Source organism: Paenibacillus sp. LBL (genome assembly GCF_029893715.1).
In the GTDB taxonomy this organism is placed as follows: Bacteria; Bacillota; Bacilli; order Paenibacillales; family Paenibacillaceae; genus Paenibacillus_AQ; species Paenibacillus_AQ glucanolyticus.
This window is the reverse complement of the sequence record NZ_JARXYU010000004.1, coordinates 249,694-266,639: the sequence shown is the minus strand read 5'-3', so window position 1 is coordinate 266,639 and position 16,946 is coordinate 249,694. Positions and strand designations below refer to the sequence as shown.

Genomic DNA, 16,946 nt, shown 5'->3' with positions numbered 1-16,946 from the left:
TAACAGTTATGAAGGTGTTCTATAACATGTTTCTTGCAAAACTTGCGCAGAGTGCAATTCGCTGTTCACGATACCGCCTCTGGCTATAGTATAACAAAATGCCGCTGCAATTTCACCATGTTTGATTTACCTGGTATTAAAAAGAATATCTCCAGAATAAACAGGTATCGTCTCATTCTCGTTATTCCGCACCAGCAATGCGCCGTCCTTATTGAGGCCTGTGGCGATTCCAATGAAACTGTCTCGCATCGTCTGGACACGCACCTCCCGACCGATTGAGCCTGACAATGCTTCCCAGAGCGATGAAATCGGTTCAAATCCCTGCTCGTTGTACAGTTCATACAGAACTTCCATCTCCGCCATGATGGTTTGAATCAATTCGGTTCGATTGATGGTTTTACCGCCAGCCATTCGAATCGAGGTTGCAACGTCACGCAGCTCTTCCGGAAAATCCGTCTCCTTCAGATTGGCGCTAATTCCGATTCCTGCCACGCAGTAACGGACTCTTTCATCTTCCGTAGCAGACTCCAGCAGAATCCCGCAAACCTTCTTACCCTGAAACAAAATATCGTTAGGCCACTTGATATCCGTCTTTATTCCAGCGGATTTCATGATGGCTCGGCAAACCGCCACGCCCGTCAGCAAGGTCAGCTGCTGGGTTAAATGCAGCGGCTGTTTCGGCCGTAGTACGAGGCTCATCCATATTCCCTTGCCCCGCGGGGAATGAAATCTCCGCCCCATTCGGCCGCGCCCGCCCGTTTGTTCTTCCGAGATGACTAAAGTGCCTTCCGGTGCTCCCTCTTCAGCCAACTGCCGGGCGTCCTCTTGAGTAGAGGTCGTTCTGTCCAATAACGTTACTTGCTTGCCTAGGATTTTACTGGTCATCCCCGCTTCCAGTTGATCCACACTCAGCTTGTCCGGCGATTCCATCATGCGATAGCCGAGTCTCGGGATAGCTTCAAAATCATAACCCAAACTTCGCAGTTTATTGATCTGCTTCCATACAGCCGTCCGACTTATGGACAGCTTGCGGCTTATTTCTTCTCCTGACAAAAACTGACCGGAATTCTCCTGAAACATACTCAGCAGCGAATTGTCTTGATCATGATCCTTCATTATTAATTACCACCCGCTTTGCTTCATTAATCAACGATTCCTTATCGTTGTTAATTAGACCTGCTGCCGCCTTCTCCAGCAGTTCCCCGAGAAGTTCGCCAAGCCAGGCTCCACCGCGCTTGTCCAGCGCCAGCAGCAGCTCGCTTCCCGTAATATTCAGATCCTTCAGATTTCGAATCTGAAGCTCCTGCAGCCAGCCCTCAAGCTGCTCCATCACGGCCGGCGATACGGTCGCCGCTCCGGTCCATTCCATAGCCGTCTGCATCTGCAGCCAGCTATGAGCCGCTTCCGCCCCGTGAGCAAGAACAAGCTTGATCCACGTCAGCCTGCCGCTCTGTTTTTCTTTTTCTTTTTCTTCATTGACCTGTGCATATGATTCGTGAAGCGCCAGCAATTTCACAATCGCTTCCCGCTGTTTATTGGAAAATGTCCATGATCTCAGCAGTCTCTCAGCTTCCTGGGCCGAAATGCCGCAGGCAAGCAGCAGCAGCGACCAACGGATGGACGAATGCTCCGGGGCCGTCCGATGGATGGCTTCCATGATAGGAACATCATGCCCCGTGTACGGAAAAGGGGCTTTCATTCGTGAGTAAAGTCCGCTGCGGAGAAACATTTCCAATCCCCGTAATGGGGATGGTCCGGTCATGATTTTCTCAAATTCACTGCGAATTCGCTCCATGGCAATCCAGCTTAGGGTATCTCTCTCCGATAGAATTCCCTTCCAGGTATGCAGGGCAATGGAGAAACCAAACACCGAAGCGAAGCGAATACAGCGAACCATACGCAGCGCATCTTCACGAAAGCGAAGACGGGCATCGCCGACACAGCGAATCACTTGTTTATCAATATCCTCTCGTCCGCCAAACGGATCCACCCAGGAACCGTCGATGCCTCTGGCCATGGCATTCATCGTAAAATCGCGCCGCGTCAAATCTTCCTTCACATCTCGGACAAAAGCGACCTCGGTCGGATGCCGATGATCCTCATACCCGCTCTCCACCCGATAAGTGGTCACTTCGAAAGCCTGACCTTCCATCAGCACTGTAACGGTTCCGTGCTTGATGCCTGTAGGAACCACTTTCGGAAAGACAGAGCAGGTCACTTCCGGCAAGGCCGAGGTCGTAATATCCATATCGCTGACCTTGCGCCCCATGTATTCGTCACGGACACAGCCTCCGACCCAGTATGCTTCATATCCATGCTGAAGCAGAGTGCGGATCACGTCCGCACTCCGCTCAGCCATATTCGGGTCTGCGTTGCGCCATTGTACTGAATTAAACATCTCTGCCATAGTATTCCCGTTCCTTCACCCGAAAAACAACGAGAGGGTAAGCTTAGCCACAGACCGGCTTCAGCTTGCCTACCTCCCGTCCCAACACTCGGTAATATATTTCTTCATATTTGCCGCGGATTAACTCATTACAGAACATTTTGCTGGATCGCTGCAAACATGCTTTCCGCAGACGTTCGCTCAGTGCTTCATCCTTAAATATCTCAAGCACATGCTGAGCCATTGAATGCGTATCTCCGATCGGAGCCAAATATCCTGTCTCACCATGCGTAACCAATTCAGGGATTCCGCCTGCTGTGGAACCCACGGTGGGTACCCCACAAGCCATCGCTTCTAGGGCAACCAGACCGAAACTTTCCTTTTCCGAAGGAAGCAGCAGTACGTCGGCCATGGATATTACGTGGGCAATCTCATCTTGCTTGCCAAGAAAATGGACCTTGCTGCTGAGTCCCAGCTCATTGATACGGCATTGGATCTTCGGCAGCTCAGGCCCTTCACCGACAAGCAGCAGCTTACTTGGGACCTGTTCCTGTACCTGTGCAAATATCTCCAACACGTCGCCTACTCGCTTCACTGGCCGGAAATTAGAGATATGCATCACAATCTTTTCATCCGGATCGGCATAGTCTCTGCGCAGCGACTCCGAATCCCGAGGATAGTACACCCTAGGATCAACGAAGTTGTAGGTCAGGTCAACATCTCGGCTTATATCAAGCAGTTCCCGAGTCTCTCGGATCAGATCCTGAGAAACAGCCGTAACCGCATCACTCTCATTAATCGCGAGCCGGATTAGATCCTTCAGCGATTCATCCTGTGCCAGCACGGTAATATCCGTCCCATGCAAGGTGGTCACGACTTTAAGCTGATCCCCGACCATCTGCTTCGCCAAGAAAGCACATACCGCATGCGGCACCGCATAGTGGACATGAAGGACGTCAAGCTGCTGCATTTTTGCCACCTGCGCCATTTTCGTTGCTAGCGATAGATCATATGGCGGGTACCTAAACACATAATAATCGTTCACTTCAACTTCATGATAAAAAATATTTTTATGAAAAGTCCCTAACCGGAACGGGATGCTATGTGCTATAAAATGAACCTGGTGACCTTGCTCGGCCAGAAGCTTTCCAAGCTCCGTCGCCACCACCCCGGACCCGCCCAATGAAGGATAACAGGTAATTCCGATTTTTAATGGTTGTTGATTCATGTCAGGCCTCCTTTACCTACGCCTCTATATATTATGCCTGCTTGGAGCCGAATAGATGAACAACATATGGACTTTTACAAGCAAAACCTTCTGCATAAGGAATAAGCCTGCGCGCTCCAAGCAACGAATCCCTGGCCCGCACACGCTCTATGTATCCCTCTGTCAAAGGGGTAGAGACTGCATCCTCTTCAGCCTTCTGGAATTGGGAACGGTAACAAGACAAGGCTTGCTCTTTAACTCCGTAATAATCCGTAACGTCAACGACCAAATCCGCTCTTCCTATGTCATTGATGAAATAAAAATAAAGCTCGTCCACTTTGACCGGTGAGTGCTCCGGCATATAGCGTCGAAGTTTTGCATTGAACACCGCTTCTTCTACCAAACGACTGCAGGCCACATGATCGGGATGACGATCTTCCCAATAGGGTGCAAACACAACCGAAGGAGCAAACCTGCGGATTTCTGCTGTCACCAGCTCAATATGCTCAGGTGTGACGAATAAAGCTCGATCCGGCAATCCCAGATTCGTACGGACCTTGAGATCCAGCACACTGGCAGCATGATCTGCCTCTGCTTTGCGAATGGAGACCGTTCCATTGGATGACATCTCTGCCTGCGTCAGGTCACAAATCCCGATAGACAGTCCTGCCGCCGCATGCTTCGCAATCGTTCCTGCCATTCCAATCTCGGCATCGTCTGCGTGTGCCCCGAAGATTAAAATATCCAGCTTGCTGTTCATTAGCTGTCCACGCCCGGTTTGTATTTGTGCACAAGCTCTCTCCATGCAAAATCCCCGCGGTCCAGCGCTTTGACGAGAATTTCTGCAGTGGCTACATTGGTTGCAAGCGGAATTCCCTGCACGTCGCATAAACGAAGCAGCGCGTTAATGTCCGGCTCATGAGGCTGTGCCATCAAGGGATCGCGAAGAAAAATAATTAAATCCATTTCGTTATCCGCTACGAGCGCTCCAATCTGCTGGTCGCCGCCAAGCGGGCCCGAAGCAAAGCGATGTATGCTGAGCTGGGTTTGTTCCATAATACGGGTACCTGTCGTGCCTGTGGAGTACAGTTTATGATCTTCAAATACACTTTCATATGCAATAACGAAATTGACCATTTCCTCTTTTTTACGGTCATGAGCGATAAATGCAATATTCATAGTCATTTCTCCCCTATGTTAGTCAATAAAATGATCAAATCCATAGACCAAGCCGGTATAACTCATTACCTTCTCCATTGCCATCTTTACACCTGGCATATAAGCTGCACGCTCATAGGAATCATGACGGATCTTCAGACTTTGACCGTATCCTCCAAAAATAACTTCCTGCTGCGCGAATACACCCGGCAAACGGACGCTGTGTATGCGGAAGCCGTTATAATAACCGCCTCTGGCACCTTCAATTACTTCCTCTTCCTTCGGATTGCCTTGGCGAATTTCCTCACGGTTCTGTGCAATCATTTCTGCTGTTTTTATCGAGGTGCCGGACGGAGCATCCAGCTTCTGGTCGCCATGGGTTTCAATAATCTCAACATGTGGCAAATATTTTGCCGCTTGGGCAGCAAACTTCATCATGAGGATGGCTCCAATGGAGAAGTTCGGGGCAATTAAACCGCCGATATTCTGCTCCGCACACTGCTTGTCCAACTCTTCGATTTGCTCCGGAGTGAAACCGGTTGTGCCTACAATCGGACGCACACCATGCTTAATAGCCAGCGCCGTGTTGCTGTAAGCAAATTGCGGAGTTGTAAAATCAACCATAACATCCGGTCTGGATTCAACCAGCGCCATTTCCAAATCGGATGTTACGCGGATGCCGCAGGCTGGCAGACCAACAAGTGTCCCTGCGTCTGCGCCTGCATCAGATTTTCCTACGGCTGCTACCAGTTCCAGTTCCTCATCACCTAGCACCAGCTTCACAACTTCTTTACCCATACGGCCGCCGGCACCGACGACCGCTACTTTCATTTTGTTTGCCATCTACATTTCCTCACTTTCAATCCGATGCTGAATCCTGCAAATATGATCTCAAGCGCTGTTTAAGCTCCTCCATAATATACTGAAGACCACTTTCCTGAGGATACAGCGCAATGACTTCTTTAAGCGTGGATATGGCAAGCGCGTGCTCGTCGAGTTCACTATAGACAAGGGCCAGCCATACATACGCCTGAGCATATAAAGGGTCCATCGCTACGGCTGATTTCAGATGCGATATGGCCTGATACAGCTCCGTCTTGGTGACATCCTTGCGGTTCTCCACCATTTTTCGGGCTCGCTGCACCAGTTCTGCAGCCTTAATATGCTGTAAATGAACACCATACTCCGGTTTGTCAGGCTGCAATCTTACGGCTTCTTCCGCGTGAATGATCGCCATATCCAGCTTGTTGCTTCTGCCATAGGTGATGGAGCATCGGTAGTGGACTTCAGCATCTCCGGGATTAGCGGCAATCGCTTGCTCAAACCAACGCAACGCCTCGTCGAAATCATTTTGAAGGATGCATCGATATGCTTTTTGTATATAGCTTTCAGGTTTCACTGGCTGTCCCTCCCCACAGCGGGTTTGGTACAGCATATGTAGCAGCAGCCTAATCGGTGTTTATTTTCGTCCAACGATCGGCATCACGCGTCGAAAATTTATGCATGACTTTATTATGGGCCTCCGCCAGATCAATGCCAAGCGAATTGGCAAAACAGATGGTGATAAACAGGATATCTCCAAGTTCCATTTCAATGGAATTATCCGCTTCATCCGCTTTCTTCGGCTTCTCGCCAAACTGATGATTAACCTCTCTGGCAAGCTCGCCGACCTCTTCCGACATCCGGGCCATCATGGATAAAGGACTGAAATAACCTTCCTTGAACTGTGATATATATCGATCGACTTCCTGCTGCATTTCAGCCATTGATTTTTCCAAGATTCCGATAACTCCCTTCACTGCGCAGTAAGCTTCCAACATGAAGTCTTCAGCAGCTTTCACTTGTCGTCAGGGCGACAGGTTTTAAACCTATGTTATCGTAAAGCCCATTTGAAAACAAATAATTTTTTATTGCTGCAACATTATCGGCACATACTAGTTAGGGATACGAGTTAACCAGACATACGGATACAGTCCACTACAGGAAATTCAGGAGGTCTTATGAGAACACCCATGTTGATGCATCAGCTTCGAACGATGATTCCAATCATCATCGGTTCTGCCATATACGCATTCGGTCTGCTCTATTTCATCATTCCGAATGAACTCATGGAAGGTGGAGTCACCGGCATTACCGTCCTTCTCAATTACGCCTTCAACATTTCCCCGTCCATCTCGACCATGGTATTAAATATTCCGCTATTTTTGGTTGGAATGAAAATCCTCGGAAAGCGCCAGTCCATCTATACGGGTCTCGGTATCGCCTCACTAACCCTGTTCCTCTGGTTATTCGAGATGCTGATCAATCGGGGATATATTGTGCCGTTTCGGACAGAGCATGATTATATTCTCGCGTCTCTCTATGCAGGCGTAACGCTTGGGGCTGGGCTCGGCATTGTGTTTCGATTCGGCGGAACCACCGGCGGCTCCGATATTATCGCCAGAATCATTAATCGCAAGTTCGGCTTCAGTATGGGTCAGATCATACTGTCACTTGATATTTTGATTATCGGGCTTTCGTTATTCTTTATCCCGCTCGAACGGATTTTATATACCCTGGTTGCCGTGTTCATTGCTTCGAAGGTCATCGATTTTATACAGGAGGGTGCCTATGCTGCCAGAGCTTTTACCATCATTAGTGATCATGCCCCCGAGATCGCCGAACGCATCACCATCGATATGGAACGCGGGGTTACGCTTATTCCCGCCATCGGTGTCTACTCCAAACAAGCCAAACATATGGTTTACTGCGTAGTGTCCAGACAGGAGATCCGCCGACTGACCGAAATAGCCAAATCCATTGATCCTCGTGCGTTCATGATCATTAACGATGTCAATGATGTCCATGGGGAAGGATTTAAAGAGGAATAGCCCGGTTTGCACCGGGCTGCTTCGAACTCATATCATATGTTGCTTACAATTTACGCGGAAACATCGGTTTAGAGCTATACTGCTGACCGCGATATTTGCGATAGCCAACAAACGTTAAAGCTGCCAGGATGAAGGCACCGATGACCAGCTGCCATGTCCAAGGCTCCCTAACCTCTGCCAGAGGAGCAAGGGCCGGCTCATCCTTCTTCTTGCCAAACAGCATATTCATCATTTCCTCGCCCTGCGGCAGCACTCTTTGTACTTCGGATGTTTCTCCAGAGGTCACCAGACCACCCGCATAGGAAATCCAGGATTCAATCATGTTCACATCCTCAGGCTTTCGCTGAATAACGATGGACGGGCGTATGAGCTCATAATGTTCTTCCAGGCTGTCGTAAGCCCTTTTCATGCCGGGTTTATCCTGCTGCGCGGCATACTGCCCCATTACTCTAAGATCTTCACGAATCACCTTGAAGTACTGGAGCCATAATGCATCCCTCGAATGAATCAAGCTGTCTGATGCCATGCGGAGTTTACCTGCAGACCTCATCCAGTGCTGAGGTTCCTGCACGGCTCTTGCAGTAGCTTCTTTCATCTCCAAAATGCTCTCGGCCAGTGCATGAATACCTTCAACTCCGATCAATCCCTGAAATGAGGAAGCTTCAAAAAGGCTGGATACCCGGCGGGTATCCTCAAGCACGGCTTGTACATTGCCTTCCTCCACATGACGGTACAGCTGCTCTACTTCCTTATTCAGCGCTTTGGCCTGAATGGAAGCAGCGGGCGAGTTTTCCGTATCTCCACTCACGGGATCAGCCCATATAGGATCACTGATGCTGATGGCATGCAGCAGCAATAGTGCAGACAGGACCAGCAGGAGCTTGCGAAAGGTTCGAAACATGGGACATCCCTCCTACCGTATATGTATGGCAGAAGGGATGTGCATAGAACTGTATTGCCGAATTGGCTATAGTCGATTGGAATTACCGTATTTCATGAATATCCAGGCAGCAAAGCCGCTAGAAAGAGTCAGGAGGTAGGTAAAGAGCTCTACAGCGGAAAGATCATCATATAACTCCCCCGGCAGCCAAGGAAACACTCCATAAGTATAATCCACTGTATCATTCAATAGAGTCCATGCGATGGCCCCGGTAAGCGCTGTCCAGCGGTAATGAAACAACCGGACAAACAGCAGCGCCTCCACCGCCATCGCCGTATGCGAGGCAACCAGCATCCAATCCTGCCATGCCAGCACATCCCCTTGGGCTTGTCCTGCAAATATGATGGCAACTGCCCATACCCCGTACTTCACTGAGGTAACAACGGCCAATGCCTCAATGAACTGCTGAAACAAGGCACTGCCCAATCGCTTAGGCGGGTATAGAAGCAGCAGTACTGCCAAACAGAAGAACAAACTCGCCGTCGGACTGTCCGGTACAAATATGACCTGCCATATGTAGCCGTGGTTCACCGTGTCAACCATTTGACCACCGTACCATATGTAGCCATAAATCGTTCCAAGTGCATTGCATATGAACAATAACCACAGAATCGATCGCTTACTTAAAAATTCCCGGCTCCACAGATGTGAAATTGACAAACTCCGTCCTCCTTGTCTCATATGACTGTATTCTAATTACATAGCTACAGCCGATTATACCTAAACGCCCGATACATTTCATCTAAACCCTTCCTATTTAAAAAAACCTGACCGCATCAGCGGTCAGGTTCTTCTGTATATCATTACTCTCCAGCTGCTTCTGCTTTCTGGCTTGCAAGCCATTCAGCCAACTGATCAAGCTCTGCTTCGGTTACACCAGCACTTAAAGCCTGGTCTTTCATTCGAGGCATAGTACCTTGGCCATTTTCAATGATAGCCATGATCTCTTCCTTGGTGTGGGTATCCCCAACACCGCGAAGCGATGGACCGGATGCCCCTTTCAGATCTGCAGCATGACAGGTGATGCATGTAGCTGTCTTAAAGGTTTCCATTGCCGGATTATCCTTGTCCACAATCGCTACAATACTATCTTCCGACTGCTTGCCGCTGGTTGTCGGCAGTCCCGCTGCATGTTTCTCTTCTGCTTCTTCTTCCCGCTGAATATGCTCAGGCTTCTGTCCCGTAGCTTCCAACTCATGCACATAGTGCGTCCATGCTGCATTCGTCAGATAAATGACGGCAAACAACGACAGAATCATAAGTGCCGAAGTAATCGGCCTTTTGTAGAAGCGCCGTTCTTTCCCTGTATCAAGGAAAGGAACCAGCAGCAATGCACCGAAGGCGACCCCTGAAACCCCAATTGTACCTAGAACGACATAATCACCGGAAGCGTAAGGAAGCTTCAAGTATTCATACAAGAACAGGAAGTACCAGTCCGGCATCGGGATTACAGAAGCCCCCGGATCTGCCGGATAACCAAGCGGAGCCGGTTCCGAGATGGTCAGCACAAGAAATCCGACCAACACAACGACCCCAACCATCCATTCCTTCAGCAAGAAGTTAGGAATGAACGCTTCTGATTTACCGGGATAAGCGGTGTAATCCGGCGGAGTAACCCATCCGCTGCCTTTTTTCACACGCGAATCGCCGACAAAAACTACTTTCTCATCAGATTTATGACCATGTGCCATAAATATGCGCCTCCCTTCTTCTTATAGTGGACCGGAAATACCTTGTCGGCGGATCATAATAAAGTGTCCTACCAATAGGGCAAGAAGGACAGCCGGAAGGAAGAATACGTGAATAGCGAAGAAACGTGTTAGCGTTTCGGCACCAACAATCGTACCGCCCTGCAGCAATTCTTTAATGATTGGTCCAAGCCAAGGTACGGAGTTCGCAATCTCCAATGTAACTTTTGTAGCGAAGTAAGCTTTGTTATCCCATGGCAGCAGGTAACCTGTCAGACCAAGACCGAGCATAACAAAGAAAATGAGCATGCCGACTACCCAGTTCATTTCACGCGGCGCTTTGTAAGAGCCTGTGAAGAACACGCGCATCGTATGCAGGAACATCATTACGATTACCAAGCTTGCGCCCCAGTGATGCATACCGCGGACAATCTGTCCAAAAGCAACCTGTGTTTGCAGGTACTCGACACTGTTGTAAGCGTTTATGATATCGGGCACATAATACATCGTCAGGAACATCCCCGACAGAATCTGGATGACTGTGATAAAAAACGTCAAGCCGCCGAAACAGTACACAAACGCGGAGAAATGATGCGCCGGGTTTACGTGTTCCGGTACCTCGTGGTCTGCAACGTCTCTCCAAATCGGCGTGATATCGAGACGTTCATCAATCCAGTTGTAGACATTCTTCAACATCTGAATCTACGCCTCCTATTTAACTACGGTATTTGGCACGATGGCGCCGAGGTAAATCCAGCCGTTATCAATTTTCGTCTCGTACTGGTCAAGCGGCTTCGGCGCAACTGCAAGATTCTTACCGTCCGGTGTATAACGTGCACCGTGGCAAGGGCAGTGGTACTCATCCGGGAAATTCTTGTTGTTATTCCATCCAACAAGGCATCCCAAATGTTTACAAATTGGTGAAAGCGCTACAATCTCACCTTGATCGTTCTTACGAATCCACGCCGTCAAAGTGGCTGTACTGTTGTACCAGCCGTCCTGCTGTTTGAGTTCAAAATGGAATTCTTGTGGATCGTTGGTAATTTTGCTCTCTTCCGCTACCTTTACAAAAGATCCTTCTTCTTTATTCTGAAGAATCGGATCAACGGCAAAGCGAAGCATTGGCAAAACTACCCCAGCAGCCATATAAGCTGTGGCACCGCCCAACGTGTATGTAAGAAATTGTCTGCGGGACATCTCTTTCAGACGGGGTGGATTGTGCGATTCTTCATGCTCGTCATTGTGGTTGCTGCTCATTCTGTGTTCAACCCCCTTTGTCAACCGTTCTTAAGTGTCATCAATGATCAAAATCACACGACTTACTAGGACATACTAATAATATATTAGGCACCCAAGACCGTCAAGAATTTGAACCCCAAATTTGGGTTCGCTTCCAATAGCCCTTTCATAAATTGTTGGTTTTTTGTCACATTTCGATACGGCTTTCCTGCTGCCACATTTCACTGATTTGTTCGGAAACAACGGCCGCCAAGGGGGTATCTCCATTGTCTTCAAACCTGCGCCGGGACAGCACCAGCGAACTTTCAGGCACATCCTCTTCAGAAAGCTCACGATCGGCTGTCATGACAACAACGTATTTGAACCCGATGGATTTGACATTGTGACAAACTTCATTTAGAAGCTTTATATCTTCAGTCTTTCCATATTGTATGGCTGGATATGTAACCAATCTGCCCTTAAACGGAATTTCTGCCAAATCCATAAAATCCCGAAGCCGCTCCAGTGCAGCAGTCACTTCCCACGGCGACTCCAAACCTGATAATCCGGTATACGGAATGAGGCAGGTATCATAGAAAGGCTTCAGTTCCTCCCAAGTTTGCTCGTCCACTTCACTAAATTTCATGCAGGGTACATCCTTTCTGCTCACTCATTATGATTTTTCTTCATTATAAGAGTGAATCTGCAGTAAGGCAAAAAAAAGAAGAAATGCGATAAAGCATTTCTTCAATTCAAAGTCCTCAGTTCATCCGTCAGGTTTCGGAAAGCCACTTCGTCGCCGGAAGCCAGCGCTTCGTCAATTTCTTTATACAGCTCTTCACTCCGATGCTTGCGCAATGCTTCGTCCCACACCATCTCGGCCGCCAGACCTAACATAACCTCGTAAGTAACCTTCATCTTATCCATTAGGATGCACCTCCAAACTAAATTTGCATATAGCTTATATTCTTTCCCATTAATTGCTTTACTCTCATAAAATCATTTTGGCTGTTTCGACTACCTAACCATGCTAGAGGATCAAATCGTTCGAATCGCTGATATGTATACTGGCTTCCGCAGCCTTTAAGCCAAGCGCGGTCATTTTGTACGAAGTTCCCATCGTTTGGCTCTCCCCTATACGGATCATCCCTAAATGCATCAGCATACGGATAATCCGATGCTCGAGCATATTTTGCGGACTATCATAATAGAAAGGACGGATTAGCCAACCCAGCGATTCATAAAGAGATGCAGCTGTAACCCAATCTCTTGCACATTGACTGATCCAGTACACAAGAGAAGTGATATTGGGAATTGCGCCCTTATACAGTCTTAACCAAAAGCGGAATATCTGTATCACGCTAACTTGATTTCCTTCCTCAATAAACGAAGTTCCGCTTTCCGTCAAGATTAACCGTGCATTGCTTTCCGTGATCCATTTTCTTGCGTAAGCATAATCGTACAGCAGTGCAAATCGATCGGGATATTCAATGCAGGATCGGCCGTACCCAAAGCGCCATGCACCTTTCGTGATCAGCGGCTCCGTAATATGCAGCGTGCTCATCAGCTGCTGCTGGTTCCGCCTGTACATAAACCCTTCCTGATTCAATTCAATATCATGTCCACCGACATACTTAAGAATCAGCATCAAATCTTCCGCGGCCAGTCCCTGCTCGTCCCGATATACTTCCGGATCATCCGTCAATCGCTGCAGGTTTTCATGGAGACGTTCACGAAGCACGTCCCGAAAGCGCTCCTTCAAATCCGAAGGTACTTGAAACAAATATTTGGTGGAGTGGGTAAAACCGTTAAACAGCCACCCGCTTCGGCGATAGCGTGCAACAGCCTCACGCGGACTTTCCGTTTTCTCGGAAGCCTTCTTTTTCACAGGGGCCTTTGCACCCTTCTCTTCCACATCCGCCGTAAGGCGTATCGCAGCAGTCAATTCTTCCAGGCTGTAGCCTGTTCGAGTGTCAAAGACCAGGTTGTTCAGGAAACGCAAATCGCTTGGTGTCAAGCTGCTAACCTGCTCCTCGAAGAACTCTCTTCTTCCGAGCTTGGACAGGATGCTCTGAATCAACTCATGCTTCGAATTTCTCTTGGCGTCACAATCGTAATGATTCGCTATATTGCTAAGCTGTCCAATATCGGCATATGTGAGCATATCCGCTAGATTCATCTTCCATCGCCTCGCCGTTTTACAACCATTATGGGAAGGTTTTGAACATTTGATACCTGTTTGCTTCAGTTTACGAAATTATTTTTTTGTATATAAAAATGACTATGCTCTCTTATATAATGATAGAATGCCTATAGAGTCAAAATATAACATTTATGAAGCGCTCATCTAATAAAATGAAATGCACGTTGATATGAAAGTGATTTTCAAAATTCAGGAAGGGGAATTATTGTGAGAACACCAGAGCATGAAATATAACTTGGCACCCATAGAATTCGAGGGCCTCCATATCCAAAGCAATTTCAGATGCAGTTACAACTCATTATAAATTGTTATGGAGGTTGTCAAACCATGATTAAAGACAGACAGTTTATGGCCTATATCCAAGAAGTGGATCAGCATTTTTCTGGATGGGACTTTTCACATATCACGGCTTCAGGACGCATGCAGTCGCAGCTTCTTCCCTGGTCCTTGGGCAGTTTGGTCATTCCCTTGTTGCGGAATGCCAATACGCTGCTGGACATGGGTACGGGCGGTGGGGAGTTCTTATCCTCTCTTCAGCCCTTGCCACAGTCCGTCTACGCAACTGAAGGATATAAGCCTAATGTACCGGTGGCGAAGAAGCAGCTCGAGCCGCTGGGGGCAAAGGTTGTGTATTTCGAAGACGATGCTTCCCTTCCTTTGGAAGATCATTATTTTGATCTGATCATCAATCAGCATGAATCCTATTCCGTCTCGGAGCTGCGGAGAATTTTGAACGATCGCGGTATATTCATAACCCAGCAATCCGGGGGAACAGATTGCGCAGGAATCAACGAAATGTTTGGAGTCCCGCTGAATGAAGAGTTTGCTCATTGGAATCTGGAAACGGCGATGGAAGAGCTGCTCGATCATCGTTTCAACATCACTCTCAGCCGGGAAGACTTCCCGCTGCAGCGATTTTATGACATCGGTGCGGTGGTGTATTACCTGAAAGCCATTCCGTGGCAGATCCCTGATTTCACTGTGGAACGCTACCTGGAGCCGCTGCATCGAATCTATCTTGTCATCCAGTCCAAGGGCTACTTCGAGGTTCAGCAGCATCGATTCATCGTGAAAGCAGAAGTTTAAACGACAGTCCTTATAATAAAGAGGAGCCTCCCCCGGGGAAGGCTCCTCTTTATTATAATTCAATGTACTTACGACTGCTTTGTCAGCAAATGCTTGGTACAGTTAAAGAGAAGGGGCGACCAATCATCGTCTTTTCTCTCCAGGACGGTGAGCGACAAATTGCCAATGCGTTCACTCAGAACACCACGACATACCAGTTTGTACAATTGCGCCAAAAAACCGCCATGACTGACAACCAGAATGTTTGCATCCGGATGCTTATGCCACATATCGTCAAGGAAAACAAGCCCCCTCGACTGCAGCTCAATGTCTGATTCCTGCCCTAAATCCTGCAGATGCCAGTCGGCACCGAACCTGGATTCACGTTCTTCCGCTGTTAAACCCTCCACCTGTCCGTATCTGCGCTCACGCAAACGGTTATCCGGTGGTGCCAATGGAATATTCAGCATGGATGAGATGATCTTCGCCGTCTCCTCGGCACGGGAGAGACCGCTGCTAATCGCAAAATCCCATCGACAGGACTCCTGCAGGAGTCTTTCCCCTAGCAAACGCGCTTGATTACGACCTTCCTCGTTAAGTGGAATGTCCGTTTGGCCTTGTATTTTGCCTACAGCATTCCAATCTGTTAAACCGTGACGAACCAAGCCGATCTGCATGCCACATCTCCTCCATCCTCATGTATTTTATCTTCTCACCCGATTTAATCTCTTCAGGAAAAACAAGGCGAAGCCGATTCCCAGCAGGGACAGGATCATCCAGTATTCTGGCTGAGTTGGGCTCATATCAACCACAAAAGGATCAATAATTCCGCTGTTGGTTTTCGGAATGTTGTAATCGTCCTGAGCAGCCAGGCCTTGGGCTGTGTCAGCCACTCCCGTAGGCATTATTCCTGTAGTTACCGCTTCCGGTACGGGCTCCGGCTGATTGCCCATCGTTGCAAAATAGACAAAGCTGCAAACAAACAATGCCAGAAACCCTGCAATCATTAGAGTCAACCGTTTACGAGAAACCCGGCTTACCGCGCGGCTCTTGGATGTTTCCTCCACCAGCCACGGGAAATCACGATAGATCCGGTCCATTACATTGCGGTTGATTTGGTCAGCGTCCATATCCGGAATTTCATGCTCCAACGCATGGACCAGATCTTGACTCTCCACCCACATTTCGTACTCCTCTGCACATGAACTGCAGGTTTGAACATGTGCTTTCAGCCGTTGTCGCCGCAGATCATTGTCAGGCAAATCCCAGACACTTTCCATCAGCTCTTGGGCTTCATCGCAAGTCATCTGCTCTTCATCCCTCTCAGATCCTCAAAAACCGGCTCATGAAAATAAGGTTCGAGCTGAATTTTGACACTGCCACGGGCTCTGAACAACAACGATTTGACCGAGCTGACACTCTGACCCAAAATATCCGCGATTTCTTGATAATCCAGTTGATCGTACTCCCGAAGAATCAGTGCCGATCTTTGTTTCTCCGGCAAATTATTAATGGCTTCTCTTACCATATGTACTCGTTCGCTTCGCAGAATCGCCTGTTCCGGAGCAACCTCCAGCGGAGCCACCGGAACGACTCCACTCTCCTCAAGCGGCAATGTGCCGCTGCGATGCTTGCGGAGCTCGCTGAGCACGGTGTTCCGTGCAATGGTGTAGAGCCATGTTGAGAAGGATGCATCTACTTCTCGGAATGAATGCAAGCTTCGGAAAGCCTTGTAAAATGTTTCCGAGCATAAATCCTCAGCCATAAGCTCCATGTGCGAGCTTTTTAACATATGATAGACAAATGCTAATATTTTCCTCTGATAACGTCGCATTAATTCGGAATAAAGTTCGGTATTGCCTTGCTTGATTTCCTGGATCAATTGGGAATCCGTCATATGATTTTTCGTTCCTCCTTCACCCACCGGTGCCTCTTCCTTGTCCTGTACTTGTTCAAGGATGCAAAATCAAGGATTTGCAAAAGTACCGTCAAACCATATATAGTTACGCCTCATGTTGTCTGACTATTCTATGTATTTGGCAATTTCCCCAAATCTTCTACACTAGTACTCTAGCATTATAGCACAATTTGGAGAAAAGTTCAGGTTTGTGCCAGGAGGTTTACCACGGCTAGGAAAATAGACAAAAAAAATCCGCCTTCAAATTTGAAGGCGGTTGCACAAAGTGCAATATTTTGGATAGGAGTGGAGAG

Annotated in this window: 21 protein-coding genes; 2 read left to right on the top strand and 19 right to left on the bottom strand. The window is 48.2% G+C overall.

Annotated features, from left to right (window positions below; translation table 11 throughout):
* Positions 1–126: 126 nt before the first annotated feature.
* Genes M2277_RS12475 through M2277_RS12440 form a run of 8 tightly spaced genes read right to left on the bottom strand, consistent with a single transcriptional unit; the run spans position 127 to position 6,529 of the window.
* Positions 127–1,116 (bottom strand): biotin--[acetyl-CoA-carboxylase] ligase, encoded by a 990-nt coding sequence (locus M2277_RS12475; RefSeq protein ID WP_280754845.1) that lies wholly within the window; start codon positions 1,114–1,116, stop codon positions 127–129.
* Positions 1,103–2,407, bottom strand: coding sequence for a CCA tRNA nucleotidyltransferase (locus tag M2277_RS12470; RefSeq protein WP_280754844.1), 1,305 nt, complete (start codon positions 2,405–2,407; stop codon positions 1,103–1,105). The genes M2277_RS12475 and M2277_RS12470 overlap by 14 nt, the downstream gene beginning before the upstream one ends.
* Positions 2,408–2,450: 43 nt before the next feature.
* Complete coding sequence (gene bshA / locus M2277_RS12465) at positions 2,451–3,614, bottom strand: N-acetyl-alpha-D-glucosaminyl L-malate synthase BshA (protein ID WP_006209510.1); 1,164 nt, start codon at positions 3,612–3,614, stop codon at positions 2,451–2,453.
* A 31-nt stretch (positions 3,615–3,645) separates the two neighbouring features.
* On the bottom strand, positions 3,646–4,353 hold the full coding sequence (bshB1, locus tag M2277_RS12460) for a bacillithiol biosynthesis deacetylase BshB1 (protein WP_280754843.1): 708 nt from the start codon (positions 4,351–4,353) through the stop codon (positions 3,646–3,648).
* Positions 4,353–4,772 (bottom strand): methylglyoxal synthase, encoded by a 420-nt coding sequence (gene mgsA, locus M2277_RS12455; RefSeq protein WP_006209508.1) that lies wholly within the window; start codon positions 4,770–4,772, stop codon positions 4,353–4,355. The genes bshB1 and mgsA overlap by 1 nt, the downstream gene beginning before the upstream one ends.
* Before the next feature lie 18 nt (positions 4,773–4,790).
* Positions 4,791–5,594, bottom strand: a complete 804-nt coding sequence (dapB, locus tag M2277_RS12450; RefSeq protein ID WP_280754842.1) for a 4-hydroxy-tetrahydrodipicolinate reductase — start codon at positions 5,592–5,594, stop codon at positions 4,791–4,793.
* 16 nt (positions 5,595–5,610) lie between these two features.
* Entirely contained in the window at positions 5,611–6,150 is a 540-nt protein-coding gene (locus M2277_RS12445; protein WP_063479188.1) for a tetratricopeptide repeat protein, read from the bottom strand.
* A 49-nt stretch (positions 6,151–6,199) separates the two neighbouring features.
* Positions 6,200–6,529 carry a nucleotide pyrophosphohydrolase gene (locus M2277_RS12440; protein WP_036637038.1) on the bottom strand — a complete coding sequence of 110 codons (330 nt, stop codon included), beginning with the start codon at positions 6,527–6,529 and terminating at the stop codon, positions 6,200–6,202.
* Positions 6,530–6,751: 222 nt separating this feature from the next.
* On the opposite strand from M2277_RS12440, the gene M2277_RS12435 reads away from it, so the two are divergent.
* A complete protein-coding gene (locus M2277_RS12435; RefSeq protein ID WP_148247638.1) occupies positions 6,752–7,621 on the top strand; it encodes a YitT family protein in 870 nt (289 codons plus the stop codon).
* Positions 7,622–7,664: 43 nt separating this feature from the next.
* On the opposite strand, the gene M2277_RS12430 is transcribed toward M2277_RS12435, so the two are convergent.
* From M2277_RS12430 to M2277_RS12395, 8 genes are all read right to left on the bottom strand, one after another.
* A complete protein-coding gene (locus tag M2277_RS12430; protein WP_280754841.1) occupies positions 7,665–8,522 on the bottom strand; it encodes a sporulation protein YpjB in 858 nt (285 codons plus the stop codon).
* A gap of 66 nt (positions 8,523–8,588) precedes the next feature.
* Positions 8,589–9,221 carry a DUF1405 domain-containing protein gene (locus tag M2277_RS12425; RefSeq protein ID WP_148247640.1) on the bottom strand — a complete coding sequence of 211 codons (633 nt, stop codon included), beginning with the start codon at positions 9,219–9,221 and terminating at the stop codon, positions 8,589–8,591.
* A 143-nt stretch (positions 9,222–9,364) separates the two neighbouring features.
* The gene (locus M2277_RS12420; RefSeq protein ID WP_148247641.1) at positions 9,365–10,252 is read right to left on the bottom strand and encodes a menaquinol-cytochrome c reductase cytochrome b/c subunit; all 888 of its coding nucleotides are present in this window, start codon (positions 10,250–10,252) and stop codon (positions 9,365–9,367) included.
* 21 nt (positions 10,253–10,273) lie between these two features.
* On the bottom strand, positions 10,274–10,945 hold the full coding sequence (gene qcrB / locus M2277_RS12415; RefSeq protein ID WP_006209500.1) for a menaquinol-cytochrome c reductase cytochrome b subunit: 672 nt from the start codon (positions 10,943–10,945) through the stop codon (positions 10,274–10,276).
* Between the two features lie 15 nt (positions 10,946–10,960).
* The gene (locus M2277_RS12410) at positions 10,961–11,506 is read right to left on the bottom strand and encodes a Rieske (2Fe-2S) protein (protein WP_006209499.1); all 546 of its coding nucleotides are present in this window, start codon (positions 11,504–11,506) and stop codon (positions 10,961–10,963) included.
* A 169-nt stretch (positions 11,507–11,675) separates the two neighbouring features.
* Positions 11,676–12,113, bottom strand: coding sequence for a DUF2487 family protein (locus M2277_RS12405; RefSeq protein WP_280754840.1), 438 nt, complete (start codon positions 12,111–12,113; stop codon positions 11,676–11,678).
* A gap of 101 nt (positions 12,114–12,214) precedes the next feature.
* On the bottom strand, positions 12,215–12,394 hold the full coding sequence (locus M2277_RS12400; RefSeq protein WP_006209497.1) for an IDEAL domain-containing protein: 180 nt from the start codon (positions 12,392–12,394) through the stop codon (positions 12,215–12,217).
* Between the two features lie 103 nt (positions 12,395–12,497).
* A complete protein-coding gene (locus tag M2277_RS12395) occupies positions 12,498–13,646 on the bottom strand; it encodes a hypothetical protein (protein WP_036636868.1) in 1,149 nt (382 codons plus the stop codon).
* A gap of 351 nt (positions 13,647–13,997) precedes the next feature.
* On the opposite strand from M2277_RS12395, the gene M2277_RS12390 reads away from it, so the two are divergent.
* Positions 13,998–14,756 carry a class I SAM-dependent methyltransferase gene (locus M2277_RS12390; RefSeq protein WP_063479185.1) on the top strand — a complete coding sequence of 253 codons (759 nt, stop codon included), beginning with the start codon at positions 13,998–14,000 and terminating at the stop codon, positions 14,754–14,756.
* A 68-nt stretch (positions 14,757–14,824) separates the two neighbouring features.
* Here M2277_RS12390 and M2277_RS12385 read toward each other — a convergent pair whose 3' ends face one another.
* The 3 genes from M2277_RS12385 to M2277_RS12375 are packed head-to-tail and all read right to left on the bottom strand — an operon-like array spanning position 14,825 to position 16,632.
* Complete coding sequence (locus M2277_RS12385) at positions 14,825–15,412, bottom strand: histidine phosphatase family protein (RefSeq protein WP_280754839.1); 588 nt, start codon at positions 15,410–15,412, stop codon at positions 14,825–14,827.
* A 27-nt stretch (positions 15,413–15,439) separates the two neighbouring features.
* Positions 15,440–16,042 carry an anti-sigma factor family protein gene (locus M2277_RS12380; RefSeq protein ID WP_063479183.1) on the bottom strand — a complete coding sequence of 201 codons (603 nt, stop codon included), beginning with the start codon at positions 16,040–16,042 and terminating at the stop codon, positions 15,440–15,442.
* A complete protein-coding gene (locus M2277_RS12375; RefSeq protein WP_006209491.1) occupies positions 16,039–16,632 on the bottom strand; it encodes an RNA polymerase sigma factor in 594 nt (197 codons plus the stop codon). The genes M2277_RS12380 and M2277_RS12375 overlap by 4 nt, the downstream gene beginning before the upstream one ends.
* Positions 16,633–16,946 lie beyond the last annotated feature (314 nt).

Excerpts from the sequence above, each read along its gene's own strand:
- M2277_RS12390 (WP_063479185.1), top strand. The coding sequence starts at position 13,998 with ATGATTAAAGACAGACAGTTTATGGCCTATATCCAAGAAGTGGATCAG.
- bshA (WP_006209510.1), bottom strand. The coding sequence starts at position 3,614 with ATGAATCAACAACCATTAAAAATCGGAATTACCTGTTATCCTTCATTG.
- qcrB (WP_006209500.1), bottom strand. The coding sequence starts at position 10,945 with ATGTTGAAGAATGTCTACAACTGGATTGATGAACGTCTCGATATCACG.
- M2277_RS12385 (WP_280754839.1), bottom strand. The coding sequence starts at position 15,412 with ATGCAGATCGGCTTGGTTCGTCACGGTTTAACAGATTGGAATGCTGTA.
- mgsA (WP_006209508.1), bottom strand. The coding sequence starts at position 4,772 with ATGAATATTGCATTTATCGCTCATGACCGTAAAAAAGAGGAAATGGTC.
- M2277_RS12475 (WP_280754845.1), bottom strand. The coding sequence starts at position 1,116 with ATGAAGGATCATGATCAAGACAATTCGCTGCTGAGTATGTTTCAGGAG.
- M2277_RS12420 (WP_148247641.1), bottom strand. The coding sequence starts at position 10,252 with ATGGCACATGGTCATAAATCTGATGAGAAAGTAGTTTTTGTCGGCGAT.
- M2277_RS12400 (WP_006209497.1), bottom strand. The coding sequence starts at position 12,394 with ATGGATAAGATGAAGGTTACTTACGAGGTTATGTTAGGTCTGGCGGCC.
- M2277_RS12405 (WP_280754840.1), bottom strand. The coding sequence starts at position 12,113 with ATGAAATTTAGTGAAGTGGACGAGCAAACTTGGGAGGAACTGAAGCCT.
- M2277_RS12410 (WP_006209499.1), bottom strand. The coding sequence starts at position 11,506 with ATGAGCAGCAACCACAATGACGAGCATGAAGAATCGCACAATCCACCC.
- M2277_RS12380 (WP_063479183.1), bottom strand. The coding sequence starts at position 16,042 with ATGACTTGCGATGAAGCCCAAGAGCTGATGGAAAGTGTCTGGGATTTG.
- dapB (WP_280754842.1), bottom strand. The coding sequence starts at position 5,594 with ATGGCAAACAAAATGAAAGTAGCGGTCGTCGGTGCCGGCGGCCGTATG.
- M2277_RS12395 (WP_036636868.1), bottom strand. The coding sequence starts at position 13,646 with ATGAATCTAGCGGATATGCTCACATATGCCGATATTGGACAGCTTAGC.
- M2277_RS12430 (WP_280754841.1), bottom strand. The coding sequence starts at position 8,522 with ATGTTTCGAACCTTTCGCAAGCTCCTGCTGGTCCTGTCTGCACTATTG.
- M2277_RS12470 (WP_280754844.1), bottom strand. The coding sequence starts at position 2,407 with ATGGCAGAGATGTTTAATTCAGTACAATGGCGCAACGCAGACCCGAAT.
- M2277_RS12435 (WP_148247638.1), top strand. The coding sequence starts at position 6,752 with ATGAGAACACCCATGTTGATGCATCAGCTTCGAACGATGATTCCAATC.
- M2277_RS12375 (WP_006209491.1), bottom strand. The coding sequence starts at position 16,632 with ATGACGGATTCCCAATTGATCCAGGAAATCAAGCAAGGCAATACCGAA.
- bshB1 (WP_280754843.1), bottom strand. The coding sequence starts at position 4,353 with ATGAACAGCAAGCTGGATATTTTAATCTTCGGGGCACACGCAGACGAT.